The organism is Pseudomonas bharatica CSV86, from assembly GCF_000319305.2.
GTDB lineage: Bacteria > Pseudomonadota > Gammaproteobacteria > Pseudomonadales > Pseudomonadaceae > Aquipseudomonas > Aquipseudomonas bharatica.
Map to the genome: position 1 here is coordinate 2,948,653 of NZ_AMWJ02000001.1, position 22,071 is coordinate 2,970,723.

General features: G+C 65.2%; 16 protein-coding genes and 3 pseudogenes. 6 read left to right on the forward strand and 13 right to left on the reverse strand.

Annotation, left to right across the window (positions count from 1 at the left end; genetic code table 11):
- Positions 1-12: 12 nt before the first annotated feature.
- From CSV86_RS13050 to CSV86_RS13065, 4 genes and pseudogenes are all read right to left on the reverse strand, one after another.
- Positions 13-1,667 (reverse strand): annotated as a pseudogene (locus CSV86_RS13050) (FAD-dependent oxidoreductase).
- Entirely contained in the window at positions 1,664-1,984 is a 321-nt protein-coding gene (locus CSV86_RS13055; RefSeq protein ID WP_037060827.1) for an NIPSNAP family protein, read from the reverse strand. Before CSV86_RS13055 ends, CSV86_RS13050 begins: the two are co-directional and overlap by 4 nt.
- Before the next feature lie 2 nt (positions 1,985-1,986).
- Positions 1,987-3,716: pseudogene (locus tag CSV86_RS13060) on the reverse strand (FAD-dependent oxidoreductase).
- Positions 3,717-3,727: 11 nt separating this feature from the next.
- Entirely contained in the window at positions 3,728-4,537 is an 810-nt protein-coding gene (locus CSV86_RS13065; RefSeq protein WP_037060872.1) for a shikimate dehydrogenase family protein, read from the reverse strand.
- Positions 4,538-4,685: 148 nt separating this feature from the next.
- Between CSV86_RS13065 and CSV86_RS13070 the strand changes: the two genes are divergently transcribed.
- Positions 4,686-5,459 (forward strand): IclR family transcriptional regulator domain-containing protein, encoded by a 774-nt coding sequence (locus tag CSV86_RS13070; RefSeq protein ID WP_009401587.1) that lies wholly within the window; start codon positions 4,686-4,688, stop codon positions 5,457-5,459.
- A gap of 166 nt (positions 5,460-5,625) precedes the next feature.
- On the opposite strand, the gene CSV86_RS13075 is transcribed toward CSV86_RS13070, so the two are convergent.
- A complete protein-coding gene (locus CSV86_RS13075; protein ID WP_009401588.1) occupies positions 5,626-6,543 on the reverse strand; it encodes a LysR substrate-binding domain-containing protein in 918 nt (305 codons plus the stop codon).
- 118 nt (positions 6,544-6,661) lie between these two features.
- On the opposite strand from CSV86_RS13075, the gene CSV86_RS13080 reads away from it, so the two are divergent.
- From CSV86_RS13080 to CSV86_RS13095, 4 genes are all read left to right on the forward strand, one after another.
- Complete coding sequence (locus CSV86_RS13080; RefSeq protein WP_009401589.1) at positions 6,662-7,555, forward strand: sugar phosphate isomerase/epimerase family protein; 894 nt, start codon at positions 6,662-6,664, stop codon at positions 7,553-7,555.
- Positions 7,552-8,328 carry an SDR family NAD(P)-dependent oxidoreductase gene (locus CSV86_RS13085; protein ID WP_009401590.1) on the forward strand — a complete coding sequence of 259 codons (777 nt, stop codon included), beginning with the start codon at positions 7,552-7,554 and terminating at the stop codon, positions 8,326-8,328. The genes CSV86_RS13080 and CSV86_RS13085 overlap by 4 nt, the downstream gene beginning before the upstream one ends.
- Positions 8,329-8,371: 43 nt before the next feature.
- Positions 8,372-9,667, forward strand: coding sequence for an MFS transporter (locus CSV86_RS13090; protein ID WP_009401591.1), 1,296 nt, complete (start codon positions 8,372-8,374; stop codon positions 9,665-9,667).
- A 226-nt stretch (positions 9,668-9,893) separates the two neighbouring features.
- The gene (locus CSV86_RS13095) at positions 9,894-10,148 is read left to right on the forward strand and encodes a type B 50S ribosomal protein L31 (RefSeq protein WP_009401592.1); all 255 of its coding nucleotides are present in this window, start codon (positions 9,894-9,896) and stop codon (positions 10,146-10,148) included.
- A gap of 61 nt (positions 10,149-10,209) precedes the next feature.
- Here CSV86_RS13095 and CSV86_RS13100 read toward each other — a convergent pair whose 3' ends face one another.
- From CSV86_RS13100 to CSV86_RS13130, 7 genes and pseudogenes are all read right to left on the reverse strand, one after another.
- Positions 10,210-11,853 (reverse strand): acetolactate synthase large subunit, encoded by a 1,644-nt coding sequence (locus CSV86_RS13100; protein WP_009401593.1) that lies wholly within the window; start codon positions 11,851-11,853, stop codon positions 10,210-10,212.
- Positions 11,854-11,906: 53 nt separating this feature from the next.
- Positions 11,907-12,632 carry a transporter substrate-binding domain-containing protein gene (locus CSV86_RS13105; RefSeq protein ID WP_009401595.1) on the reverse strand — a complete coding sequence of 242 codons (726 nt, stop codon included), beginning with the start codon at positions 12,630-12,632 and terminating at the stop codon, positions 11,907-11,909.
- A 125-nt stretch (positions 12,633-12,757) separates the two neighbouring features.
- Positions 12,758-14,007: pseudogene (locus CSV86_RS13110) on the reverse strand (OprD family porin).
- A gap of 169 nt (positions 14,008-14,176) precedes the next feature.
- Positions 14,177-15,493: an MFS transporter gene (locus CSV86_RS13115; protein ID WP_009401597.1), complete on the reverse strand. Its 1,317-nt coding sequence runs from the start codon at positions 15,491-15,493 to the stop codon at positions 14,177-14,179.
- A gap of 72 nt (positions 15,494-15,565) precedes the next feature.
- Positions 15,566-16,618: a lactonase family protein gene (locus tag CSV86_RS13120; protein ID WP_009401598.1), complete on the reverse strand. Its 1,053-nt coding sequence runs from the start codon at positions 16,616-16,618 to the stop codon at positions 15,566-15,568.
- A 106-nt stretch (positions 16,619-16,724) separates the two neighbouring features.
- On the reverse strand, positions 16,725-19,400 hold the full coding sequence (gene acnA / locus CSV86_RS13125) for an aconitate hydratase AcnA (protein WP_037060878.1): 2,676 nt from the start codon (positions 19,398-19,400) through the stop codon (positions 16,725-16,727).
- 146 nt (positions 19,401-19,546) lie between these two features.
- On the reverse strand, positions 19,547-20,437 hold the full coding sequence (locus tag CSV86_RS13130; protein WP_009401600.1) for a LysR family transcriptional regulator: 891 nt from the start codon (positions 20,435-20,437) through the stop codon (positions 19,547-19,549).
- Between the two features lie 171 nt (positions 20,438-20,608).
- On the opposite strand from CSV86_RS13130, the gene CSV86_RS13135 reads away from it, so the two are divergent.
- The gene (locus CSV86_RS13135; RefSeq protein ID WP_009401602.1) at positions 20,609-21,088 is read left to right on the forward strand and encodes an OsmC family protein; all 480 of its coding nucleotides are present in this window, start codon (positions 20,609-20,611) and stop codon (positions 21,086-21,088) included.
- Between the two features lie 175 nt (positions 21,089-21,263).
- Here the strand turns inward: CSV86_RS13135 and CSV86_RS13140 are convergent, their stop codons facing one another.
- The gene (locus CSV86_RS13140; RefSeq protein ID WP_009401603.1) at positions 21,264-21,968 is read right to left on the reverse strand and encodes a FadR/GntR family transcriptional regulator; all 705 of its coding nucleotides are present in this window, start codon (positions 21,966-21,968) and stop codon (positions 21,264-21,266) included.
- Positions 21,969-22,071: the final 103 nt, after the last annotated feature.

Sequence of the window (22,071 nt, forward strand, 5' to 3'; positions counted from 1 at the left end):
ATCACCAGAACATCATGAAGCCAGCGCCAACCCCGCCAGATACCCGAACACCATCCCAGGCCCCAGGGTGATCCCGCCACTGGGGTAATAACCGCCCATGATGCTGTTCATGTCGTTGCCCACCGCGTGCAGTCCCGGAATCACTTGCCCGTTCCGGTCCAGCACCCGCGCCGCCGCATCGGTCTTCAGCCCGGCGAAGGTGCCGAGGCTGCCCGCCACCAGCCTTACCGCATACAGGCGCCCGTGCAATGGCCGTAACGACGGATTCGGACTGTTCGAGGGATCTCCCGAGGCCCGGTTGTACGCCGACTGCCCTCGCCCGAAATCCGGGTCGTTGCCCAGCCGCGCATGCTGGTTGAAACGCTCTAGGGTTGCCTGCAACTGCAGCGGGTCCAGCCCGCAGCGCGCGGCCAGCTCCCGTGCATCCCGCCCCTCGCGCAGGTAGCCGCAACGCCGGTAATACCCCAGCGGGAACGGCCATGGCTTGGCCCAGCCGATGCCGAAGCGGCGCTGCGCCTGGTGGTCGCAGATCATCCAGGCCTCGGGTTCCTGCCCTGGCGGCGTGCGCGCGAACAAGTGGTTCATGAAGTCGTGATAACAGTCGGCCTCGTTGGTGAATCGCCGGGCATCCGCGCCCACCGCGATGAAGCCCGGTTTGCCGCGATCCACCAGGTGAGGAAATCGCCCTGGCGGCCCGTTGCGCCGAGGTACCAGCGAAACCGGTGCCCAGGCCGCGTCGTGGGCAAGATCGTCACCAACCAGGCCGCCCACGCCTTCCCCAAGCCGCAGGCCATCACCGCTGTTGTCCAGCGGTGCGGCGCAGTAGTGTCGATGCTCGATACGTTGCGCCAGGCGCTGTGGATCATGGGCGAAGCCGCCACAGGCGAGCACCACCCGCGCCGGGCGAGTACGCGGCGACCGTCCAGTTGCGCCCCGCTCACCCGCTCGCCGTCGCGCAGCAGCCCCAGCACCGGGCTTTGCGTCAGCAACTGCACCTCCCGGTCCAACGCACTGCGCAACAGCCGCGCCACCAGGGCATTGCCATTGACCAGGTACATGCCGCGCCGGTGAAGCAGCAGGTCCAGGCCATGTCGCCCCAAACGCGTGCCCACATGCCAAGCGGCCTTGAACGAACGGCGAACATTGAAGAACGCGCCCATGTCGGCACCGCCGGCGATGCCCATGCCGAACAGGCTGACGATATCCAGCGGCGGCCGCAGGTGCTCGATCCACCGTCCCAGCCGGCGACCGTCGAAGGGCTGCGCGCACAGCGAGCGGCCACCTGAAGCCGAGCCCTCGCCATCACGCATATCCGGCATGGCACTGCCCGGGTAGAACTGCACCGCGGTATGGTTGTGGAAGAATTCGACCATCTCCGCACCGCGCTGCAGGTACACCCGCTGCTGCTCGCTCAACGAGGATCCATGCATCTGGGCCAGCAGATACCGCTCCGGCGCATCGTCGGTCTCGACCCGCCCCAGCGGATTGCGCGGCACCCACAACCAGCCACCGGACCAGGCACTGGTACCGCCCAGCCAACGGCTTTTCTCCGCGACAATCACGCTCAGGCCATGACTGGCCGCAGTCACCGCCGCCGCCAGTCCCGAGGCTCCCGAGCCGATCACCAGCACATCGCATTCCAGCGTCTGCATCGGTTGCGAACTCATTTGAGCGGCGAAAAACCGGTGGGCCGCAGCAGCCGCGACTCCAGTTTCAGCACGGCGCCCAATTCCTTGTTCTTGCGTCCGAACTCGGCCCAGCGCGGATCGGCGGCCATCCTCGCGCGACGTGCGCTGCGATCGTCGAGGCTTTCATAGGCCCAGATATGCACCACCTGGTTGGCCTCGCCGAATTCGGTGGTGAAGAAACCCACCAACTGGCCGAGGTGCTCGGTCTGCACCGCCAGGGCATCGCTCTGGTACAGCGCCAGCCAGTCGGCCATGCGGGTCGGGCTGAGGGTATAGGTGCGCAGTTCGTAGTACATGGTCATTTCTCCAGGGTGAGCGAAGGGGTGTGGGCGAGCCGTTCGGCGGCGTCGCAGGCGGCGAGCCAGCCGAAGGTCAGGCCGGGGCCAAGGGTGATGCCCGGCCCCGGGTAGGTGCCGTCCATCAGCGAATTCATGTCGTTGCCAGCGGCGTACAGGCCGGGGATCGGCGTGCCGCTGGCATCCAGTACCCGTGCCCGGCCGTCGGTGACCAGGCCACGGGCCGAGCCGAGGTCACCGGTGTGCAGGCGGATCGCGTACCAGGGCGCCTGTAGCAACGGCGCGTTGCACGGGTTCGGCTGGTGTCCGGGATCGCCCATGTAGCGGTTGTAGCTATTGCCGCCCTTGCCGAAGGCGCGGTCCAGGCCGTCGCGGGCATCGTGGTTGTAGCTGTCCAGGGTGCGGCGCAAGCCTTGGGGATCGATACCGACCCGTGCCGCCAGTTGCTCGGCACTGTCGGCACGCAGCAGGTAGCCGGCGTCGATCAACGCCTGGTTGTCCACCGGCTTGGGCCGGGCCAGGCCCAGGCCGTACTTGTCCAGGGCCTGGGCATCGCAGATCAGCCAGCACGGCGTGCTGCCCGTGGCGAACATGCGCTGGACGAAATGGTGGTAGGAGTCGGATTCGTTGACGAAACGCTCGCCCTTGCGGTTGACCGCGATCACCCCCGGCTTGGCGCGGTCGGTGACCAGGTGGGGAAAGCGTTCGCGCTCGCCGTTCTTGTGGGTGACTTCGGAGACAGGCGCCCAGAAGAAGTTGGCCGCCAGTCCCTGGCCCAGTACCGCGCCGGTCGCCTGGGCCAGGCGCAGGCCGTCACCGGTGTTGGACGGCGGCGACATGCTCAGGTGGGCGCTGCCGGTATCCGGGCGCTGTGCCGCCGCTTGCGGCGAGGCGGCGAAACCACCGGTGGCGCAGACCACGCCGCCACGGGACAGCACGCGATGCTGGCGACTTTCGCGGGTGATAACCGCGCCCACCACCACGCCGTTCTCGACGATCAGTTCCTCGGTACGGCTGTCCAGCCACAGGGTCAGGCCATGCTCGAAGGCACTGGTCGCCAGCCTGGCGATCAGCGCGTTGCCCGTGGTCAGCCGGGTACCACGAGGATGGCTGATACGGTCGATGGCATAGCGTCCCATCAGTTTCAGGCAATGCAGCAACGAACGCGGCGAGCGCCGGAAGCTGAGGAAGTGCTGGATATCCACGCGATTGACCATCATCGCGCCGAACAGCAGCATCCCCGCCGGCGGCATCTTCAGGTCGTTGAAATGCGCGCCGAGGCGACGCCCGTCGTACTCCAGAATCTCGAGGGCCCGCCCGCGATCGGTGGCGCCCTCCTCGTCCGGGTAGTAATCCGGCGACAGTGGACGCAGGGCGTACTTGAGCTCGGTATTGGCCTCCAGCCAGTGCAGCGCTTGCCGCCCCTGCTCGATATAGGCCTCTACCAGTTCGGCGTTGTAGCCCGGGCCGATGGTCTTGTGCAGGTAGCGGCGCATGGCTTCGGGGCTGTCCTCGGCCCCGGCGGCACGGGCCTGGTCGGTGCCATGTATCCACACCGCGCCCCCGAGATCGCCGAGGTGCCGCCGAACTGCCCGGCCTTTTCCACCATCAGTACCTTGAGGCCCTTGCATGCGGCGGTGGCTGCCGCAGCAAAGCCGGCCGCGCCGCTGCCCAGCACGATCAGGTCGAACCGCGCGTCGCCCTCGGACGGAAAGCGGGTTGCTGTGTTCATCGTGCCGCTCCTCACAACTGCAGGGGCGTGACGCCCATGAAATGACCGAGGTTGCCAAGCTGGGCGAAGGCCATCTGTGCACCGGTCTGGACCGCGCAACCGCGTTCGCGGGCGGCGGCAAGCAAGGGGGTGATCTCCGGCGAAGTGACCACATCGGCAACCAAGGTGCTGGCACGCAGGCCTTCCAGCAGCGCCGTGGGCAGCGGCAACTCACCGGTGCCGCCCATGCCTGCCGGGGTGGCGTTGACCAGCAGGTCGAAGCTTTCCAACGATTCGTAGCCGATCTCGATGGGCACCTCGGCGAAGGCCTTGCCCAGCAACCCGGCAAGGCTTTCACACCGGGCGGCGCTGGCATCGGCCAGCACCAGCGAGGCGACCCCGGCCTGGCACAGCGACCAGGCGATGGCGCTGCCTACGCCGCCGGCACCGATCACCAGAGCACGTTTGCCCCGGGCCTGGAAACCGTTGAGGCAGGCCGCATTGAGAAAGCCCTCGCCGTCGACGTTATCGCCCAGCAGGCGGCCATCGGCCTGGCGGCGGATCACGTTTACCGTGCCCAGTGCCGCCGCCCGCTCGCTCACCTCATCGAGACGCCCGGCCAGCACCTGCTTGTAGGGCACGGTGACCACCACACCGCGCAGGTTCTGCCAACCGCGCAGGGTCTCGATAAAGGCGTCGAGGGCGTCTTCGCGGATATCGATGGGCAACATCGCCAGGTCCTGGCGGTTGGCCTGGAACCAGCGATTGAAGTTTTCCGGGGATTTGACCTGGGTGATGGGCGACCCGACGATCGCCACCAGTTCGGTGGAGCCGTGCAGCATGCTGACCTCCAAAGGGTCGGTGTTGTTGTGCTGCAAGGGTGCGGTTCAACGCCGTCAGGGCCAATGGCGCAGATCGTCGTTTAGGTTGTTATTCGCTGTAGCACTGCGATAATCGCAGTCTTTCAGCAAATCAACGGAGCGCCAGGCCATGGCCCAGCCCGAGATCCATGCCCGTGACCTGATCGTCGGCCTGCAGAAGGGGCTGGCGTTGATGCAATTGTTCAGCGTCGATCAACCGAAGCTCAGCGTGCCCGAGGCGGCGCGCCTGTCCGGCCTGACCCCGAGTGCGGCACGACGCTTCCTGCTGACGCTGGTGCATGAGGCGTTCGTCGAAACCGATGGTCGTCACTACTGGCTGACACCCAAGGCGCTGCGCATCGGCCAGGCCTATGTGGATTCGGCGCAACTGCCAAGGATGCTGCGACCGGTGGTGGAACAGGTGGCGCGGACCACCCAGGAGCATGTGTCGGTGGGCACCCGCGATGGCGATGAGATCGTGCATATCGTGCGCAGCCGGTACAGCCACATCGCCTCGCTATCGATCCGGCCCGGGTCGCGCTTGCCGCTGTATTGCACCGCTGGCGGGCGAATCTGGCTGGCGTCCTTGGCGGAGGAGGAACTGGCGGCGTATTTCGCCCGGGTCGAACTGCGTGGCCTGACGCCGCATACCTGTGTCGATGAGCAGGCCTTGCGTGAGGAACTGCGTCGTGTGGCGGCCCAGGGATATGCCGAGGTGGACCAGGAGTTCGAGGTGGGCATGCGCGTGCTGGGGGTACCGCTGGTGGATCGGCATGGAGTGTTGCGCTCGACCTTGACCATCACCACCCATGCTTCAAGGATCAGCCTGGAGGAAATGCGGCGGAGGTATCTGATGCCGCTTTATGAGGCACAGGCGTTGTTGAAGCCCGTCATGGAGGCCTGAAAGCCTTGTGTTGCCTGGAAGGGCCTCATCGCTGGCAAGCCAGCTCCCACAGGTTCCGAGCCGCTCTTGAGAAAAATGATGAACTTTTGGATGGCGACCAGCTGCAAGGCCCGAGTGCGCCGCGTACCCTGTGGGAGCTGGCTTGCCAGCGATGAGGCCCGCAAGATCACCCTGAAACCTGAGGGGCACACCACTCCCGCAACAACCCCGCAAACACCTGCGCCGCTTCCGACAACGGCCGGTCCGTCGGTGTGGTGAGGCCGATCGGCGCCCTGAGCAAGGTACTGCTGAACGGCAAGGCCTTGACGATCCCCAGCCGCAGATCCAGATCCACCACCCCACGCTGGACGAACCACACCCCGTCGTAGTCCTGCACATACACCCGTGAAAACGTCTCGCTCAGCGACTCCTGGATGGTAAACCCTTCCTCCGCGCCACTGGACAGCAGGAAGTTGTCGACGCTGATCCGCACCAGCGTGCCCTGGGGCGAAACCAGCAGCACATAGGGCCGCAAATCCTCCAGCATGAGCCTTTCCCGCGCCGCCAGCGGGTGCCCGCTGCGCACCACCAGCAGCAGGTCTTCTTCGTACAGTGCCTCGAAGACTACGCCGAGCATGTCGCGCCCGATCAGGCGTCCGACGATCAGGTCCAGCTCATGGGTGCGCAGCTTGCCGACGAGAAAGTCATAGACACCGGCCAGCACCTGCACCTGGATCTGCGGAAAACGCTGGCGCATCTGCGCGATCACCGGGGCCAGCATGTAGCCCGCCGCCGTCGGCAAGGCGCCGACCCTCAGCACCTGCGGCGCCTGGGGCTGCACCTGCCCCTCATCCAGGGCCATGCGGAAACTGGCCATGGCCTGCGCCGCGTGCTTGTGGAACGCCTCGCCGGCGCGGGTCAACTGCACGCCCTTGCGCCCGCGCACCAGCAGTTGCGAGCCCAGCTCCTGCTCCAATTCCTTGATGCTCTTGGAAACCGCCGACAGGGTGATATGCAGCAAGCGCGCGGCGGTGGCGAGGCTGCCGGAGCTGACCACGGCAAGAAATACACGGAAGTGGCGCAGGCTGATGGTGGAAAGATTCACTGGAATGGCCCGGAAGTTAATCAACCTGCAAGTTAACCAGGCAGCGCTTTTATATCAATTTAATCAACCAGCAACTTCATCTAGCATCCTCTCCATCATCAACAAGGATTCCCTCGCCATGACTCAAGCCCGCCCTCGCCTGGGCGTTTCCAGTGCCTCGCTGCCCAGCCTCGCTCCCGAGGCGCTGGTGGACGAACTCGCCCGCCTGGGTTACCAGGGCGTCGAATGGCGGGTCGCCGATATCGACAACCTGAACTCCAGTCGTGCCTGGGATGCACGCAGTAACAACCGCTGCACGCTGCCCCCCTGCGAGCAGGCCATCGCCCGTATCCGCCAGCAATGCCAGGCCAATGGCCTGGAGATCTTCGGCCTGAGCCCCTACCTGCCAGTGGGCGATGTGGAGCAGGCCTTGCGTCTGATCGACCTCGCTGCCCTGGCCGGCAATGCCCGCCTGCGCTTGTGGGCGCCGGGCTACGAGAACGAGCGCTACAGCGAAGCCAGCATGCGCATGCGTCGCTTCCTCGATCGCTTGCTGCCGCGCGCCGAAGCCGCCGGCGTACGCCTGGCGCTGGAGGTGCACCAGCGCACCATCTGCTCCAGCCCGTCCCTGGCCATGCGCATCGCCGAACACTACCCGGCGCAACACCTCGGAATCATCTACGACCTGGGCAACCTGGCCATCGAAGGCCGCGAGGATGTGCGCCTGTCCCTCGACCTGATGGGCGAGCACCTGGCCCATGTGCAGGTGAAAAATGTGGCCTGGGTGGCCCAGGCCGACGACCTGGGCTGGCGCTGGGAATGGTGCCCGCCGGACCAGGGCGTGCTGCCCCTGCGCAGCATGCTGCAGACCCTGGCCGCGCGCGGTTTCGCCGACTGGCTGTCGATCGAAGACTTCGACACCACCTGGCCCGACGCCCACAAGATGCTGCGCAACCGCGACCTGATCTGCCGCTATCTCGACCTGGATACGCCGGTCGCCCCTGTTTCCACCCCGGAGGTACCCTGCCAATGAACCTGCCCCACATCCCCCGCCGTGTTGCCCTGGTCACCGGCGCCGCCGGCGAGCTGGGCCGCGCCATCTGCCAGCGCCTGAGCCACGACGGCCTCGATCTGATTGCTGCGGATATCAACCTGGACGCCGCCCGAACCCTGGTCGACAGCCTGCCGCTGGCCGAGGGACAACGCGCCATCGCCGTGCACGCCGACCTGGGCGACGCTGCCTCCATCGCTGCCCTGGTGGAGCTGGGCGGCGGCGCCTTCGGACGTATCGATGTGGTGGTGAACAATGCCGCAGTCAATCATCGCGGCTCGCTGCATGATTTCGATCCGGCGCAATGGGACCACATGATGGCCGTCAACCTGCGCGGCCCGGCCCTGCTGTGCCAGAAAGTCGCGCCGTACTGGAAAGCCCAGGCCAGCGGCCGGGTGATCAATATCGTCTCGCGCTGCTGGGTCGCCGGTGGGCCGCCTGCCTATGTAGCCTGCAAAGCCGGGCTGGTCGGCCTGACCCGCTCCATGGCACGAGAACTGGCGCCGGACAACGTGACCGTCAACGCCATCGCCCCGGGCCTGCTGCCGTCGGCCTTCACCCTCGATGGCCGCGATGCGGAAAGCTTCGAGCGCATGGCCCGGGGCTCTATCAACAACACCCCGCTCAAGCGCCTGGCCACCCCGCAGGACATCGCCGGCACCACCGCTTTCCTGGCTTCGGAGGACGCCGCCTTCATCACCGCCGAAGTCATTCATGTCTGCGGCGGCAGCCAGCTGGCGCCCTTCGGCAACTGAGACCCGCCTTACCCGACCACCACAACTACAAGAAAGGTTCGCTATGACCACTCCCCATCCCGAAAACCGGCGCATGGCGCGTCGGGCTGCGTTCGGCAGCTTCCTCGGCAGCGTTGTCGAGTACTACGACTTCTTCATCTACGGCTCGGCTGCGGCACTGGTGTTCAGCACGCTGTTCTTCCCCTCCGGCGACCCGATGGCCGGTACCCTCGCGGCCCTGGCGACCTTTGGCGTTGGCTATATCGCCCGGCCCGTCGGTGCGCTGGTCTGCGGCCACCTGGGCGACCGCATAGGACGCAAGCAGGTGCTGATGATGACCCTGCTGCTGATGGGCCTGGCCACCTTTGCCATCGGCTTGCTGCCCACCTACGCGAGCATCGGCCCCTGGGCCCCAGCATTGCTGGTGTTCTGCCGCCTGCTGCAAGGTTTCTCCGCCGGCGGCGAACAGGTCGGTGCCAGCCTGCTGACCATGGAGCACGCCCCTGGCAAGAGCAAAACCTTCTACACCAGCTGGCTGATCAATGGCGCTTCCATGGGCTCGATCCTCGCCACTTCGGTGTTCATTCCGCTGTCCATGCTCAGCCAGGAACAGCTGCTGGCCTGGGGCTGGCGGATTCCCTTCCTGCTCAGTGCGGTGATGGTGGTCATCACCTGGCTGATCCGCCGCGGCGTGGAGGAAAGCCCGGAATTCAAGGCGAGCAAGCCGGCCGCACGGCGCCTGCCGGTGGCCGAGCTGTTCAACAAGGAGCGCCGCGCGTTCTTCACCGTGTTCAGCTGCGCGCTGATCTGCGCGGTGTCGTCGCTGGTGATGATCTTCGGGCTGTCCTGGGCGACCAACAACCAAAACGTTGATCGTCCATCGATGCTCAGCGCCATCGCCGCCAGCCAGGTCGTGGCGCTGATCTGCCAGCCGCTGTTCGGCCTGCTGGCCGACCGCATCGGACGCAAGCGCATCTTCGCCATCGGCTCGCTGGCCTGCTGTGCCGGGGTATTCCTGTTCCTCTGGTCGATCAGCACCGGCAACCTTGGCCTGATCCTGTTCAGCACCGTCCTGCTCAAGGGCGTGCTGTACAGCGCACCGAACGCCTTGTGGCCGTCGTTCTACGCCGAGATGTTCAGCATCCGCGTGCGCTACACCGGCGTCGGCCTGGCGACCCAGTTGAGCTTCATCATCTCCGGCTTCTCGCCAAGCCTGTGCTACGCGCTGATGAGCGATGGCAACGACTGGGTTCCAGTGGCGTGCTTTATCGGCGGGCTGTCGTTGCTCGCGGCGATCGCGGCACTGGTGTCGCGCCCGGCAGGTGCCGACGAGCCGGTGTTGCAGGCGCGGCACGCTTGATTCAGAGATCCGGCTGTTCAGCCAGGCTTGATACCGGGTCGGTCCCATCGCTGGCAAGCCAGCTCCCACAGGGTCAGCAGCGCCGCGGACACTGTGGGAGCTGGCTTGTCGGACCGCCGCACCGCAGCGATGAGGCCCGAGAGAACCCTCGTAAAGCCAGGGTTGAAATGAGATTCGATATCAACTAGCATTTTGTTACTTTATATCGTACCAACTGGAGACCCTCATGAAACCCGGCATCCATCCCGCCTACCGCCCTGTCCTGTTCCACGACACCAGCGCCAATGCTTTCTGGCTGATCGGCTCCACTGTCGATACCGACAAGACCTACGTCCACAGCGATGGCAATACCTATCCCTACGTCACCCTCGACGTTTCCAGTGCCTCCCACCCGATCTACACCGGCCAGGAACGCAAGGCCAAGACCGAAGGCCGTGTGGCGGGCTTCAACAAGCGCTTCGCTGGCTTCACCGCTAAATGAAATGAAAAACGCCGCTTTCCGGACTCCGGAAAGCGGCGTTTGCGTTCAACGTCGAAGCAGCTTAAACGGCCAGGGCGCGCTCACGCAGTTCGCTGTTGAGGATGCGATCGTTCTCGCTGTAGTCGACCGGGCAGTCGATCACGTGCACGCCCGGGGTCTTGATGCAGTGCTCCAGCAGCGGCAGCAGGCCCGCCGCGCTTTCTACCCGGTGGCCGTTGGCACCGTAGGCTTCGGCGTACTTGACGAAGTCCGGGTTGCCGTAGTCCAGGCCGAAGTCGGTGAAGCCCATGTTGGCCTGCTTCCAGCGGATCATGCCGTAGCCGTCGTCGCGCAGGATCACCACGGTGACGTGCATGCCCAGGCGCACGGCGGTTTCCAGCTCCTGGCTGTTCATCATGAAGCCACCGTCGCCGCACACGGCGATGACCGGACGATCCGGGTACACCAGGTGCGAAGCCATGGCCGACGGCAGGCCCGCGCCCATGGTTGCCAGGGCGTTGTCGAGCAGTACGGTGTTGGGCTTGTGCGCCTTGTAGTTGCGGGCGAACCAGATCTTGTAGATGCCGTTGTCCAGGGCAACTATGCCTTCGGACGGCAGGGCGCGACGGATGTCGGCGACCAGGCGCTGCGGGTACACCGGGAAGCGGTCGTCGTCCTTGCCTTCGGCGATCTGCGCTTCGTTGGCTTCGCGAATCGCCATCAGGCGGGTGAAGTCCCAGTGCGACACGTCGCCCAGGCCTTCGCCGATCTGCCATACGGCGTTGGCGATATCGCCGATCACTTCGATCTGCGGGAAGTACACGGCATCGACTTCGGCAGAACGGAAGTTGATGTGGATGACCTCGGTGCCGCCACGGACCATGAAGAACGGCGGCTTTTCGATCACGTCGTGGCCGATGTTGATGATCAGGTCGGCCGCTTCGACCGCACGGTGCACGAAGTCACCGGAGGACAGCGCTGCGTTGCCCAGGAAGCGCGGGTTGCGCTCGTCGACCACGCCCTTGCCCAGCTGGGTGGTGACGAACGGAATGCCGGTCTTCTCGATCAGTTGGGTCAGGACCTTGGCGGTCATCTTGCGGTTGGCACCGGCACCGATCACCAGGATCGGGCTGCGCGCGGTGCGCAGCTTGTCGATGGCAGCCTCGATGGCCACGTGCTCGGCCAGCGGACGGCGATGCAGGCTTGGCGGGATCGGCAGCACGTCGGTCTGCTCGGCAGCGATGTCTTCCGGCAGTTCCAGGTGCACAGCGCCTGGCTTCTCTTCTTCCGCCAGGCGGAAGGCTTCACGCATGCGCGAAGGGATGTTGTCGGCCGAGGCGAACTGGTGGGTGTACTTGGTGATGGGGTCCATCATCCCGCACACGTCGATGATCTGGAAGCGACCCTGCTTGGACTTCTTGATCGGCTTCTGGCCGGTGATCATCAGCATCGGCATGCCGCCAAGGTAGGCATAGGCGCCAGCGGTCACCAGGTTGGTCGCGCCAGGACCGAGGGTCGACAGGCTGACGCCGGTCTTGCCGGTCAGGCGGCCATAGGTGGCGGCCATGAAGCCTGCGGACTGTTCGTGGCGGGTCAGCACCAGCTTGATCTTCGACTTGCGCAGGGATTCCAGCAGGTCGAGGTTTTCCTCACCGGGAATGCCGAACACATACTCGACACCTTCGTTTTCCAGGCATTGCACAACGACATCGGCGGCCTTGGCCATCTTGCTTGCTACCTCAAATGGGATTGCAGGATCAGGGAAAAAGGGTTGAGCGGTCAGCGCGGAGCGCTGACATCAGGCTGCCCGGTCGCCAACAAAGCGGCACGGACGAAGTCTTGACGTAAGCAACGCTGGATAAAGTCACTTACAAAGACGGCGCCATTGTCGCACCTTTTCGGCACTGCCATAGCTTGACGAATGGCAGTAAATGCACCGTTCAGCACCCGAAAGCGGGAGTCGGCGGCGGCGACCTTCTCCAGCGGCTGGCGCACACCGGCCGCAGCGTCGAGGTTTTGCTCGATAAACAGGTCCACGGCACCTGCCGAAGTGCCGGCCCGCTCCAGTTGCGCGTGCTGCAAGGTGCGGCTCAGGTACAGATCGTAGGCAGCACCCTCGCCTACCGCCAGGCGCAAACCGGGCTGGTCGAGTTGTTCCACATGCTGGAACGGCGCGTCTTTTTTCACCAGGTAGGTGCCTTCGATCAGCACGTAGGGCGCGCTGAAATGGATCTGCGCCTCGCGCACAGGCTCGATGGCGAGGAAGGCGACGGTCCAGGCATTGTCTTCCAGGGCGGCGAAAACCTTGCCGGCGGCATCGAAGGTGCGCATTTCCAGGGTGACGCCCAGTTCTTCAGCCAGCGCCCTGGCCAGGGCCACGGAAACGCCCTGGGGCTCGCCGTCCGGGCCGCGCTGGGCGAGGACCGGGTTGCCGAGGTTGATCGCGGCGCGGAGGATGCCGTCGGGGGCGAGGTCGTTGAGGATGGCGGGGGTTACTGGGGGCATTGGTGTGTCTCCGGCAATATATGTTGGTCTTTCGGGCCTCATCGCTGGCAAGCCAGCTCCCACAGGTCCGGCGGTGCACGCGGTCAATGTGGGAGCTGGCTTGCCAGCGATGAGGCCCGAAAGGCTTACCAGATCGGCAAGGTATAGGAAACGATCAGGCGGTTCTCGTCCGCGCCACGGGCGAAGCTGGACCGATAGGCCGCATTGCGCCATTTGACGCCGACATTCTTCAAGGCTCCGGTCTGGAACACATAGCCCAGATCGGTGTTGCGCTCCCACTCGTGCCCGCCGCCACTGGTCGTGGCGGCATCGGCCTGGTCGCCGCGCACATAACGGCTCATGAAGGTCAGCCCGGGAATGCCGATGGCGCCGAAGTCATAATCGTAACGTACCTGCCAGGAACGCTCCCCGGCTCGGCGAAGTCATTGATCTGGATGTAGTTGGCCAGGTACGGGTCGGTGCCGTTGATGAACGGCATGGAGGTCGAGCCGTTCATCTTCTGCAAACCGAGGCCAAAGGCGTGGCCGCCGAGGCTGTATGTGAACAGGCCACTCAGCGCACCGCTGTCGATGCGCCCGCCACGGGCCGCGCCGGCCTCCTCGCTGAGCAGGTAGCGCAGGTCGCTTTTCAGCTTGCCCGGGCCCAGCGCCAGGGTATGCACCATGCCCAGGAAATGCTGGCGGTAGACCTCTTCAAGCTCGGCGTACTGGTAACCGAGGGTGAGCTGCTTGCCCAGCGCATAGTCGGCGCCACCGATCAGCAAGGCACCGCCATCGGCCGCAGAGCGGAAGCGGCGGTTCTTGTTGTTCAGGGTCAGGCCCACGGCGTTGGTCGAGTCGCGGTCGGTCATGCGCTCGAAACGCGCGCCGGTGAAGGTCAGGCCCTCGATTTCCTTGCTGGTCAGCAGGCCGCCATCGAAGGTCTGCGGCAGGAGGCGCCCGGTGTTGGCTTGCAGGGTCGGCAGTTTGGGGATCAGGGTGCCGTACTTCAGTTCGGTGTCCGACACCCGCACCTTGGCAGTCAGGGCGACCCGGCCGAACTCATCGGCGGCGCGGCCGTCATCGTGGGTTGGCAGCAGGCCGGTGCCGGTGCGATCCGGGCTTGAGTCAAGCTTGAGGCCGAGCATGGCCATGGCGTCGAGGCCGAAGCCGACGGTGCCCTGGGTGTAGCCGGAGCGCAGGTCGAGCATGAAGCCCTGGGCCCATTCCTCGCGCTTGCTCTGCCCGGCGCCGTCGCGGAAGTCGCGGTTGAAGTAGTAGTTCGAGGTTTGCAGGCTGGCCTTGCTGTCCTCGATGAAACCGGCGGCGCTGGCGGTGCCGGTGGCCAGGCAGGGGGACAGGGTGAGCAGGGTCTTGAGGATGTTCTTGTTGTGCATTGATGGGGATCCGTCTTTTTTATAGGTATGGGGGTGCCGGGGCCCTCGGGATCGGGGCCAGGCAGGAAGGAAAGTGTGGATTCGAGGGCCTCATCGCTGGCAAGCCAGCTCCCACAGGGTCTGTGTGGGAGCTGGCTTGTCGGCCGCCGCACCGCAGCGATAGCGGTCGTCAGTGCGCCGATGCCGCCACAGGCTGACCCGGCTCCTTGTTGCTGACCCGCATCAAGGCAGTCATCAGGAAGGCAATCGCCAGCAGCCCGCTGAGGAACAGCAAGCCGGTCGCCGCACTCTGGCTGCTGCCCTTGACCACGCCGATCATCGAAGGCCCGACGAAGCCACCCAGGTTGCCGATCGAGTTGATCACCGCGATCGACACCGCCGCCGTGGTACGGTCGAGGAACAGCGTGGGCAGCGCCCAGAACGGTGATTTGAAGCTGTACAGGCCGGACAGCGCGACGCAGATCATTGCCATCGACAGTACCGGACTCCCCAGCATGCCCGCCCCCACCAGCCCCAGCGCCGCTACCAGCAGCGGGATCGCCGAATGCAGCTTGCGCTCGTTGCGCCGGTCGGAGCTGCGCGACCAGACCACCATGGCGAGGGTGGCGACGATATACGGCAGCATGGCGATCAGACCAATCTCGGTATGGCTCAGGCTGGTGGAAAAACCCTTGATGATCTGCGGCATCCAGTAGCCAACGCCAAGGCTGCCGCACTGGTAGACGAAATAGATGAAGGCCAGGTAAAGCACCTTGGGGTTGGTCATGGTCTTCATGACGCCCAGGCTCTTGACGTTCTTGCGGCTGTTGCGGTCGCGCTCCAGCTCGGCGAGCAGCCATTGCTTCTCTTCCGGCTTGAGCCACCGGGCCTGCTCCGGCTTGTCGGTGAGGAAGAAGTAGCAGGCGATGCCCAGCAGCACCGCCGGGATGCCCTCGAGGAACAGCATCCAGCGCCAGCCGCTCCAGTCGAACCACTTGACGTTGTCCATGATCCAGGTGGAAAGCGGCGCGCCGATGATGTAGCTGACCGGGATCGCCGCGGTGAACAAGGCCACGGTGGTCGCCAGTTCACGGGAGCGGAACCAGTAGGTCAGGTAGACGATGATCCCCGGGAAGAACCCGGCCTCGGCCACGCCCAGGAGGAAGCGCAGCACATAGAGCTGGTTGGCGGTCTGGGCGAAGGCAGTGCCGGCGGCGATCAGGCCCCAGGTCACCAGGATCCGCGCGATCCATACCCGCGCCCCGTATTTGTTGAGCATCACGTTGCTCGGCACTTCGAAAAGGAAGTAGCCGATGAAGAAGATCCCGGAAATGAAGCCGAAGGCCTCGCTGGTCAGGGCCAGCTCCTTGTTCATCTCCAGCGCGGCGTAGCCGATGTTGGCCCGGTCCAGGTAGGAGACGATGTAGAGCAGGAACACGAAGGGGATGATCCGCCAGGTGATCTTGCGGACTATGGCGTGCTCGTCGAGCGTCTTGTTGTTGTTCATGATGACCTCTTGGAGGGCAAGCTTGCGCCTGCCTCGTGCGTTTTTATAGTGACCGGGGCGAACCCGGGTGGATCAGGCAGAAAAAACCATGCACACCGGGCTGCCGATGGCGATCGAGAAGTCGCTGTCGTGTAGCCGTCCACTGGCCGCATCGACGGCCAGCGAAACGATGGAGTCGCTGTCTTCGTTGAGAACGAAGAGGAAGCGCTGGTTGGGCGTCAGGGCAAAGAAACGCGGGGTGCGGCCCAGGCTCGGGGCGAATTCCACCGGGCTCAGGCAGCCGCTGGCGGTGTCGATGGCGAACACCGCGATGCTGTCGTAGCCGCGGTTGGAGGCGTAGAGGAATCGCCCGTCGGCGCTTACCTCGATTTCCGATGCGCGGCTGTTGCCGGTGTAGGTCGATGGCAGCGACGGAAGTACCTGTACGGGGTCCAGCGCTCCGCTCACAGGATCGAAGCGGTAGCTGGTGACGCTGGAGTCCAGCTCGTTGATGGCGAACACCAGCGGCGCCTGCGGGTGTGCGGCGACATGCCGGGGCCCGGCGCCTTCACGGGTCACGACAAACCCTTGCTCGGTGGGAGTCAGCCTGCCGTTGTCGAAATGGAACACGAAGATCCGGTCCAGGCCCTTGTCCGGTACCAGGACGAACCGGCCGCTGGGTTCGAACAGATTGAAATGCGGTTTGGCGAACGGCTGCTCGATCCGGTGCGGGCCGCTGGGACCGTGCAGGGCCAGCAGTTGCACCAGCGCGCCGAGGGCGCCATCGGGTTCGATCGCCAATACGGCCAGGGTGCCGCTGAGGTGGTTGGACACCACCAGGAAACGCTCGCTGGGGTCCAGGGCCAGGTGCACCGGGTTGTTGCCCTCGCAGCACTGGCGATTGAGGAAGCTCAACGTGCCGTTGGCCTTGTCGATGATGAAGGCACTGACTTCGCTGCGGTCGCCGTGGACACAGTAGAGACGATCGCCGGCGCGGTTGAGGGCGAGGAAGGAGGGGTTGACCAGGTCCTCGACGACCTGAACGCGCTCAAGGCGGCCCTGGTCAGGGTCGACGGCGAAGACGCTGATGCCGTCGCCGCGGGCGTTGCGTTCGCGGGTGGTGCGCGAGCCGATGTAGGCAAACATGGGGTTACTCCGGAATCTTTGTTGTTCTTGAGGGCCTCATCGCTGGCAAGCCAGCTCCCACAGGCACCGCAGTACCCTGTGGGAGCTGGCTTGCCAGCGATCCGGGTCACCGCGAAACGTTGGTCCTGGCCACGACCTTGCGGATCACATAGGGCAGCACCCCGCCATTGCGCAGGTAGCGCACCTCCTGCAGCGAATCGATCCGCACCCCGACCTGCACCTCGTTCCGCTCGCCATCGGCCCGGCGAATCACCAGCAGCACCGGGTTGTCGCCGACCTGCAGATCATCCAGCCCGACAAAGTCCAGCGCTTCGCTGCCGTCCAGCTTCAGGTCGTCCACCGACTGCCCGTCCTTGAACTGCAACGGGATCACGCCCATGCCGATCAGGTTGCTGCGGTGGATCCGCTCGATACTGCGCGCCACCACCGCCTTGACCCCGAGCAGCGCCTGGGCCTTGGCCGCCCAGTCGCGGCTGGAGCCGGCGCCGTAGTTGATCCCGGCGAACACGACCAGTGGCGTGCCGGCATAGCTGCTGGCCGCTTCGTACAACGGCAGCACATCGATGCCGTCCGCCGTGCGCGCCCAGGCGCCCTGCCCCGGCTGTTCGGCCAGCAGGCGGTTGTGCACGGATTTATTGGTGAATGCGCCACGCAACATGACCTCGTGGTTGCTGCGCCGGGTCGAGTACTGGTTGAGGTCCCGAGGATCCTCGCCACGCGCCAGCAGCCATTGTCCGGCCAGGCTATCGGCCGGAATCGCCCCGGCCGGGGAAATGTGGTCGGTGGTGACGTTGTCGCCCAGTACCATCAGGGTCCGCGCGCCGGAAATCGCCAGGCTGTCCCGTGCCTGGGGCTGGATATCGGCGAGGTATTGCGGGCGGCGCAGGTAGGTGGATTGCGGACTCCAGGGGAACTGCACGCTGCCCTCGGCGGACAGCGCCTGCCAATGATGAGTACCGTCCCAGACCGTGGCCAGGCGCTGCCGGAAATACTCCGGCCGCACCACCCGGGCCACTTGTTCGGCGACCTCGGCGTCCGCCGGCATCAGATCATGCAGATAGACCGGCCGGCCTTGAGCATCGTCGCCCAGGGCATCGCGGGTGAGGTCGATATCGATACGCCCGGCGATGGCGTAGGCCACGCACAGCGCTGGCGAGGCCAGGTAACCGGCAGGCACCTTCGGGTTGACCCGGCCTTCGAAGTTGCGGTTGCCGGATAGCACCACCACGCCCTTCAAACCTTGCTCGGCGAAGTCCTCCACATGCGCTTCGAGCTTGCCGGAGTTGCCGATGCAGGTCATGCAGCCAAAACCGGCAAGGTCGAAACCAAGGGCCGAGAAGTCGTCCAGCAAGCCGGCCTCGGCCAGGTAGTCGGCGACCACCCGTGAGCCTGGCGACAGCGACGTCTTCACCCACGGCTTGCGTTGCAGCCCCCGTTCACGGGCACGGCGGGCCAGCAGGCCGGCCTGGATCATCAGCGACGGGTTGGCCGTGTTGGTGCAACTGGTAATTGCCGACATCACCACGGCGCCATGGCTGATGGACTCGCCGAAGGACGGCTCGAAGAACGCCTGGGCAGCGGGACCTGCAATCAGCCCTTCGCCACCCAGCACTTCCTCGCGGAACGAGGCGCCGGCAGCGGAAAGCGGCTGGCGCTGGTGCGGCTGGTGCGGCCCGGCAACGCTCGGTTCCAGGCTGGCGAGATCCAGTTCGATCAGGTCGTCGAACTGCGGCTCCGGCAGATCGTCCCGGCGCCATAGCGGCTGGGCTTTCATGTAGGCGGCCACTTGCTGGCGCAGTTGCGGCGAACGGCCGCTCAATTCCAGGTAACTCAGGGTCTCGTCGTCGAATGGGAAGAACACCACGGTGGCGCCATATTCCGGCGCCATGTTCGACACCGTGCCGCGCGCGGCCCAGCCCAGGGTGGACAGGCCGGGCCCGGTGAACTCGACGAACTTGCCGACCATCGGGCGCCTGCGCAGGATCTCGGCCACATGCAGGGCCAGGTCGGTGGCGGTGACGCCCGGGCGCAAGGCGTTGACCACACGGATACCGACCACATCGGGGAAGCTGATCGGCACCGGCTCGCCGACCATCGCCGCCTGTCCTTCCAGGCCGCCAACACCCCAGCCGAGCACACCGATGGCATTGATCATCGGGGTGTGGCTGTCGGTGGCGACCATGTCGTCCGGGTGCAGCAGGCGCCGGCCATCGGCGCTGCGGCCTTCCCAGACCACCCTGGCCAGCGCTTCCATGTTCATCTGGTGGATGATGCCGGTGCCGGGAGGGATCACCGCGAAATTGTCGAGGCTTTTCTGTGCCCACTTGATAAAGCGGTAACGCTCGCCGTTGCGGCGAAAGTCGATATCGAGGTTCTGCTCCACCGCATCGGCCTCGGCATAGCGCTCGACGATCACCGAGTGATCGATGGTCAGCACCGCCGGGATCAGCGGGTTCATCGCCTGCGGGTCGCCCCCCAGCTCGGCGACCACGTCGCGCATCCCGGCGAAGTCGGCCAGCGCCGGCAGGCAGGTGGTGTCGTGGAACATCAAGCGGTTGGGCTGGAACGGCACTTCGCAGGTCGGGCCCTGGCCGGTGGCACGGGCCAGCACCGAGGGCAATGCCTCGGGCGAGCAGCGGGCGACGTTCTCCAGGAGGATGCGGATCGAGTACGGCAGGCGCTCGACCTGCGCGGCATCCAGCAGCTTGTGCAGGTCGACGTAGGCAAACTCCTGCTGCTCGATCATCAAGGGGGAAAGAAGGTCGCGGGCTGTCTCGGTCATGCTGCTCATCGCTCGGCTTTTTATAAGGGTCACGGGCCGGACCAGGCCGTGCGCCGTTGATGGGGCCGATACTAGGAGCAGGCAGGCGGGATGAAAATTGGTCGATTGCCACAGAAGCGTTCTCCGATGGAGAACGCTCGAGTGGATCACTCCTCGCCGAGTTTCAGATGGTCGATAAAGGTCTTGAGGGTGGCGGAGGCCGCATCGTATTTACGCAAGACCAGCACCAGCGAGCGTTGCGCCCAGTCTTCGGCCAGGGGCACGGCCTTGAGCGAATGGCTGCGCTGGTACTGCATGACCACGCTGCGCGGCAGGACGGCAACGCCCAGGCCCGCCGAAACCAGGCGGCACATGCAGTCGAAGCTGCTGATACGGATGCGCAGGCGCAAGGCCAGGCCGAGCTTTTCCGCCTCGCTGGTCAACAGCATGTGCACCGAGCTTTCCAGATGCGGCCCGACGAACTCGTGCTCCAGGGCATCGCGAAACGGCACCGACCTGCGCTGGGCCAGGACGTGGCCGCTGGGAACCACCAGGGTCAGCTGGTCGTTACGGTACGGCAGGGTTTCGAGACCCTGGGCAGCGGTCTGCGCAGCGATGATGCCAAGGTCGGCGCGACCGTCGGCCACCGCCCGCACCACTGCCGAACCGACCCGCTCCTCGATATCGAACTTGATCTGCGGGTACAGCTCGGCAAAGCCGGCCACGTCCTGGGGCAGGAACTGCGAGAGCGCCGAGGTAATGGCATGGATGCGGATATGCCCCTTCACCCCGCTGGCGTAGTCGCCCAGCTCGGTGTCCAGTTGGGCCAGGGTCTGCTTGAGCTGGCGCGCATAGAACAGCAACGACTGCCCCGCCGGGGTGAGCTCGACGCCGCGGGCATTGCGGATCAGCAAGGGCGAGCCGATCTGCGCCTCCAGTTCGCTGATGCGCTTGCTGATGGCCGAGACGGCCAGGTGCCTGATCCGCGCGGCGCGGGTCAGGTTACGTTCCTGGGCGACGGTGATGAACAGGTCGAGGCTGGTCAGGTCGTAGCGCATGGGCGATTGCTCCATCGGCCAGAAAGGGCGCTGATTCTAGGGGAATCGTGCAGGCTGCTCAATTTGCCGGGCCTATTGCATCCGTGCAATCAACATTGACCCGGTTGCCGGTTTCATGATGGCGCACTCAGGGCGTAGGCTGGATTACCGCTCATTTTCAGGACGAAGCTCATGGCCGAAAAACACCACCACTACGCCGTCACTGTTACCTGGACCGGCAACCAGGGCACGGGAACCGCGTCCTATCGGGGCTACAGCCGCGACCATCTGATCCAGGGCGACGGCAAGCCGGCGATCGAAGGCTCGTCGGACCCGGCCTTCCGCGGCGATCCAGCGCGCTGGAATCCGGAGGAGTTGCTGCTGGCCTCGCTTTCGGCCTGCCACAAGCTTTGGTACTTGGGGCTGTGCGCCGAGGCCGGGATTGTGGTCCAGGCCTATGAAGATCGCGCCGAAGGCGAGATGGTCGAAGAAGCCAACGGTGCCGGGCAATTTACCTCCGTGACCCTGAAACCGAAGGTGACCCTGGCACCCGGCACGGACCTGGAGCAGGCACGCTCGCTGCATCGACTGGCGCATCAGAAGTGCTTCATTGCCAGGTCGGTGAACTTTCCGGTGGAGCATGAGGGGGAGCTGATACTGCAACCATCTTGAGGCCCTGTGGGAGCTGGCTTGCCAGCGATGAGGCCGGTCTGGGCAATGATGTTGTCGGATAGGGCCAAATCGCTGGCAAGCCAGCTCCCACAGGGTCCATGGCAGCCTCACCTCCTCCAGCGACTTCCACAAACTGCGCAATGTTGGATCATTGCGAGGGGTTTGCGCTGGAAACCTAGGCAGCAAACACGATCCCGCAACGCGCCGCCGCGTTGCGGATATGTTCCTGCATGGCCTTCTGCGCTGCGGCCGGAGAATGCCGGGCCAGGGCGCGCAGTATCTTGCGGTGTTCCTGCCAGGTTTCCATGGCGCGCTCGGGACGGATGAACGGCAGCTTCTGGCTTTCGACGAAGATCGCTTCACTGCTGGTGACGATATGCAGCATCGCCAGGTTGCCACCGGCCTCCAGCAGACGGCGGTGGAAGGCGAAATCCAGCTGCGCCGCCGCCTCGAAATTGCCCGCCCGCAGTTCCACGCGCATGGCCTCGACATTCACCTCAAGGGCATCGAGGTCGTCGGCGGTCAGGGCATTGGCGGCCTGGCCGGCGGCGAAGCCTTCCAGCACGTAGCGCAACTGGAAGGTATCCGCCGCACCGATCTGGGCGGCGAAAGGCCAGGCGAACCAGGGTGATTCACTAGCCGGTAGCGGCTTCGCCGCCTGCACGAACACGCCCTTGCCCGGCTGCACGCTGACCACGCCCAGCGCACTCAGGGACGATAGCGCTTCGCGCAGTGACGCCCGGCTGACACCCAATCGCTCCGCCAGGTCGCGCTGCGATGGCAGGGCATCGCCAGCCTGGAATCCGCCTTCGCGGATCAGTTGCTGGATAGCCTGCACGGCCTGCTCCGGGACGGCGCTGCGGGTGGGGGTTTCGAACATGTGTTCAGACCAGTCGGAACGGAAGATGCGCTGTTTTACGTCCTTTCTCACCTGCCGCGCAAGTTTCGCTCCATCCTGGCGCAGGCCCGTGGCGCCTGCCTTT